The 4,184-nt window shown below is 35.3% G+C and carries 3 protein-coding genes; all 3 read left to right on the top strand.

Annotated features, from left to right (window positions below; all coding sequences use genetic code 11):
• On the top strand, window positions 1-633 hold a 633-nt coding region (locus tag JHC30_06015), incomplete at its 5' end, for a restriction endonuclease subunit S (GenBank protein MCI4463706.1).
• Entirely contained in the window at window positions 630-1,040 is a 411-nt protein-coding gene (locus JHC30_06010; protein ID MCI4463705.1) for a hypothetical protein, read from the top strand. The genes JHC30_06015 and JHC30_06010, both read left to right, overlap by 4 nt.
• Window position 1,041: 1 nt before the next feature.
• Entirely contained in the window at window positions 1,042-4,098 is a 3,057-nt protein-coding gene (locus JHC30_06005) for a type I restriction endonuclease subunit R (GenBank protein ID MCI4463704.1), read from the top strand.
• Window positions 4,099-4,184: the final 86 nt, after the last annotated feature.

Below are 4,184 nucleotides of genomic sequence, written 5' to 3'. Positions count from 1 at the left end.
AACGAAGAGTTTGTTTATAATGAAGAACTGGGAAGAGAGATACCGAAGGGGTGGGTAGTTAAAAAGAGTAGCGAAATTATAGAATATAACCCATCGGTAAAATTGGAATTTAGAAAGTTGTACCATTTTGTTGAAATGAAAGATGTATCTACAAAATCTTTAACCTGCGAATATAGTTTTAAGGAGTTTACAGGTTCTGGTGTCAAATATTATAGTGGTGATACTTTGCTAGCGCGTATTACACCGTCGTTGGAGAATGGAAAGACTGCTTATGTTTGGTTCATAAATGAACATGAAAAAGGTTTTGGAAGCACAGAGTTTTTTGTTTTGCATCCAAGGAGCAATTATCTTAAAGAATTTGCTTATTTGCTTGCGAAAAGCGAGGATTTTAGAGAGTTAGCCATAAACAGTATGAGCGGAACTTCTGGAAGGCAACGAGCGGACATAAACGCCTTAAAAAATTATCTTTTGCCTTTGTCTCCCTTCCCTATTCTTCAAAAATTCCATTCCATTGTTGAGCCACTCTTCCAAAAAATTATCCTCAACCAAAAAGAAATTATGGCTCTTCGCAAAGTAAGAGATACGCTTTTGCCGTTACTTGTTTTTGGAAAATTAAGGATCGAGGAGGTATGAATTTGGAAAAACTGCCAAGCCAGTTGATAGGTAATATCGGACTTTTTTATGTGTGCTACGAGTTATCCAGGAAAGGTTGGAATTGTTTACCAACCACAAGAAATGCAAAAGGCGTCGATATTATAATATACGACTTGAATGGAGAGAGAAAATTTACAATTCAGGTTAAAGCACTTTCAAGAAGGAATCCTGTGCCTTTTGGCTCAAAACTTGAAATTATGGCTGACTTTGTTATTGTATGTACTGAAGTATTTACTGATAAGCCTGAGGTTTATATTTTAACACCCGATGATGTTAAGAAAAACATACACAAAGGCGTTAAAGACAGTAAGACTTCATATTGGCTACAGCCCCAAGGTTACCTGAAATTTAGAGAAGCTTGGGGGAAAATAGGAAAAGGTTATTAATATGGTACCATCTCTTACAGAAAAAGATACCGTTGAGAAACCTGTAATAGATTGGTTTAAGCAAAATGGGTATTCTTATATCCACGGCTCGGAACTTATTCCTGAATTCGGCGAAAGGGATTCGTATAGGCATTGCGTCTTAAAGAGGAGATTCTTAAGTTCAATTAAGAAAATAAATCCCTGGCTTACCGACAATCTTGCAGAAGAGGTTTATAGGAAAGTTATTGAGCTTGATCATCCCGATTTTGTTATGAAAGGAAAAACATTTTATGAACTTCTCACAACAGGTGTTAAGATTACTACGAGGGATGGCAGGGAAGAAAAAACCAGAATCGCCAAATTAATAGACTTTGAAAATACCGAAAATAATGACTTTCTCGTTTCAAATCAGTTTAAGGTTGAGTATCAATACGAGAAAGATATTTACAGAATACCTGATGTTGTCGTTTTTATAAACGGTCTCCCCATTGCAGTTTTTGAACTTAAAAGTTTCAATGCAAACGAAACAGCAAAGGATGCATTTTTAGATCATAAGAGGAAAATAGAGGATATTCCGCAACTTTATGCTTATTCTCAGATAGTGGTTGCATCTGATGGCTACGAAACTAAGTACGGTTCACCTACAAGCAATTGGGAGAGATTTTTTGTTTGGGAAGGAATTCTGAGTGATGATGACCTAAGGGTCGAAGAAATAGACGAGGGATTTTTTAGATACTTTTACAATGGAACTGAATTAACCTCGCTTGAAATTCTCATTAAAGGACTTTTTAATAAAGAACATTTGCTTGAATACATAAATGATTTTGTATTTTACGAGAAATCCGGCGAAAAATTTGAAAAGAAAATTGCATCATATCACCAATTTTATGCTGTTAGAAAAGCAGTTTTGAAGACCAAAGAGTGTGTTACCAAGGGGAAAACGCCAGACGAGCGACGGATTGGCGTTGTGTGGCACACACAAGGCTCTGGAAAATCCTTAACAATGCTCTTCTATGCTCTAAAAGTATTAAAAATTAAAGAACTCGAAAATCCACTTTTGCTTTTTATTACCGACAGAAAAAATCTTGACGAGCAACTCTATGGATTGTTCTCTCAAATACCAATTGCAAAGCAAGCAGAAAGTATAAAAGACCTTCAAGACAAAATAAAGAATATGCCCGGTGGCATAATCTTTGCAACAATCCAGAAATTTGGAACTGTTAATTCTACCGAATATCCTCTTCTTACTGAAAGGAGAAACATAATTGTTATTGCAGATGAAGCCCACAGAAGCCAATATAAGGAACTTGCGCAGAATTTAAGAAAGGCAATTCCTAATGCTTCGTTTATGGGATTTACAGCAACGCCAATTGAAATTGAGGACAGGGACACATACCTTGTATTTGGCGAACCAATAAGCATCTATCCAATGGATAAGGCACTGAGACACAAGGTCATTGTGCCAATATATTATGAAGCGAGACTTGCAGAACTCCACCTAACGAACGAATTTATTGACGAAGAATTTGAAGAGATATCTGAAGACCTTGATTCTGAAGCAAAAGAAACTTTGAAGCGAAAATTCGCAAGGCTTGAAAACCTTGTATTAAATGAGGAAAGAATTGACAAAATTGCAAGGGATATAGTCGAACATTTCAATAAAAGAAAAGAAGTTCTATCGGGAAAGGCGATGGTTGTTGTAATTTCAAGGAAAGTTGCAGTTGCCCTTTACGAAGCGATAAAGAGACAACCAAATGCGCCGAATGTCGAAATAGTAATGTCAGGTAATAAGCAGAGAGATCCAAAGGAATTTCACCAACACATAAGGAACAAAGCAGAAATGGAAGAACTGCTAAATAACTTTAAAGACCCAAATAAGGATCCAGAAATGGTTATAGTTGTTGATATGCTTTTGACTGGGTTTGATGTTCCGTGTCTCCATACAATGTATTTTGATAAACCTATGAAGAATCACAATCTCGTCCAGGCAATTGCAAGGGTTAATAGAGTTTTTAAAGATAAACCTGCAGGTTTAGTTGTTGACTATATAGGTATTGCAGATGATTTGAGAAAATCTCTAAGCAAATATACAATTGAAGCTATAGATAAAGTCTTAACTGATTTGAACAAGGTTATAAATCTCCTTAAAGAAAAATACGACATTGTCTCTTCGATGTTTTACGGCATTGACTACAAGAACTGGAAGTTTATGAAACAAGAGGATTTAGCACGAATTGTTGTTTCTGCTTATAATGCACTTCAAACAGACGAGCAAAAGAAAAAATTTATAAGAAATTACCTTGCTCTGAAAAAGATATATGCTCTTGCAAGTCCTCATCCCGAGACAATCAAAATCAAAGACGATATTCGATTTTTTGAGATGATTAAAAAGATGGTAGTTAAGTATAGCCAGTCTAAGAAGGATATCTCAAGGGACATCGAATACGAAATAAATCAGTTAATCTCGAAAAGTATTTCTGCTGAGGAACCAGTTGATATCTTCTCTTTAATTCAAAAAGACAAACCTGACATTTCCATCCTTGATGATAAATTTCTTGAACAATTCAGGAACATGCAATACAAAAATTATGCGGCTGATTTACTTGCTAAGTTGTTAAATGATGAAATTAGAGCAAGAATGAGGAGTAATCCGTTCAGGTATAAATCATTGTATGAGATATTGAAAGGAATTATTGATAGATACAATGTAAAGTTGATCGATACCATAGATGTTATTAATGAGTTGATTGAGATTGCAAAAGAGATAAGAAAAAAAGTTCAGGAAGGAAAAGAATTAGGTTTAACTGAGGAGGAGCTTGCCTTCTACGATATGCTATTAAAAGAAGGTATTTTTAGAAACGACGAAGAAATTAAGACAGTTGCAAGGGAAATTATTAAAAGGATTGGCGGCTACATAAAGGTTGTTGATTGGAATAAGAAAGAAACTTTAAGGTCGAAAATTAGAGTCCAGATAAAGCAGATTTTAGCAAATTCGATGGGTGATAATGTAGACTTCGACCAAATCAATAACCTTACAACGCAAATTTACGAGCATATCGAAGTGCTTTATGCAGCGTAATAACTAAATCTATTATTAATACTTTTTAGGTGGGGTTCTTTATGGTGTTGGATTCACGCAAAAGTAAATTAAAGATTCCTGGGATG

The organism is Caldisericum sp. (assembly GCA_022759145.1).
GTDB lineage: Bacteria > Caldisericota > Caldisericia > Caldisericales > Caldisericaceae > Caldisericum.
Note: the sequence above shows the minus strand (reverse complement) of the source record. Positions and strands in the feature narration are given on the sequence as shown.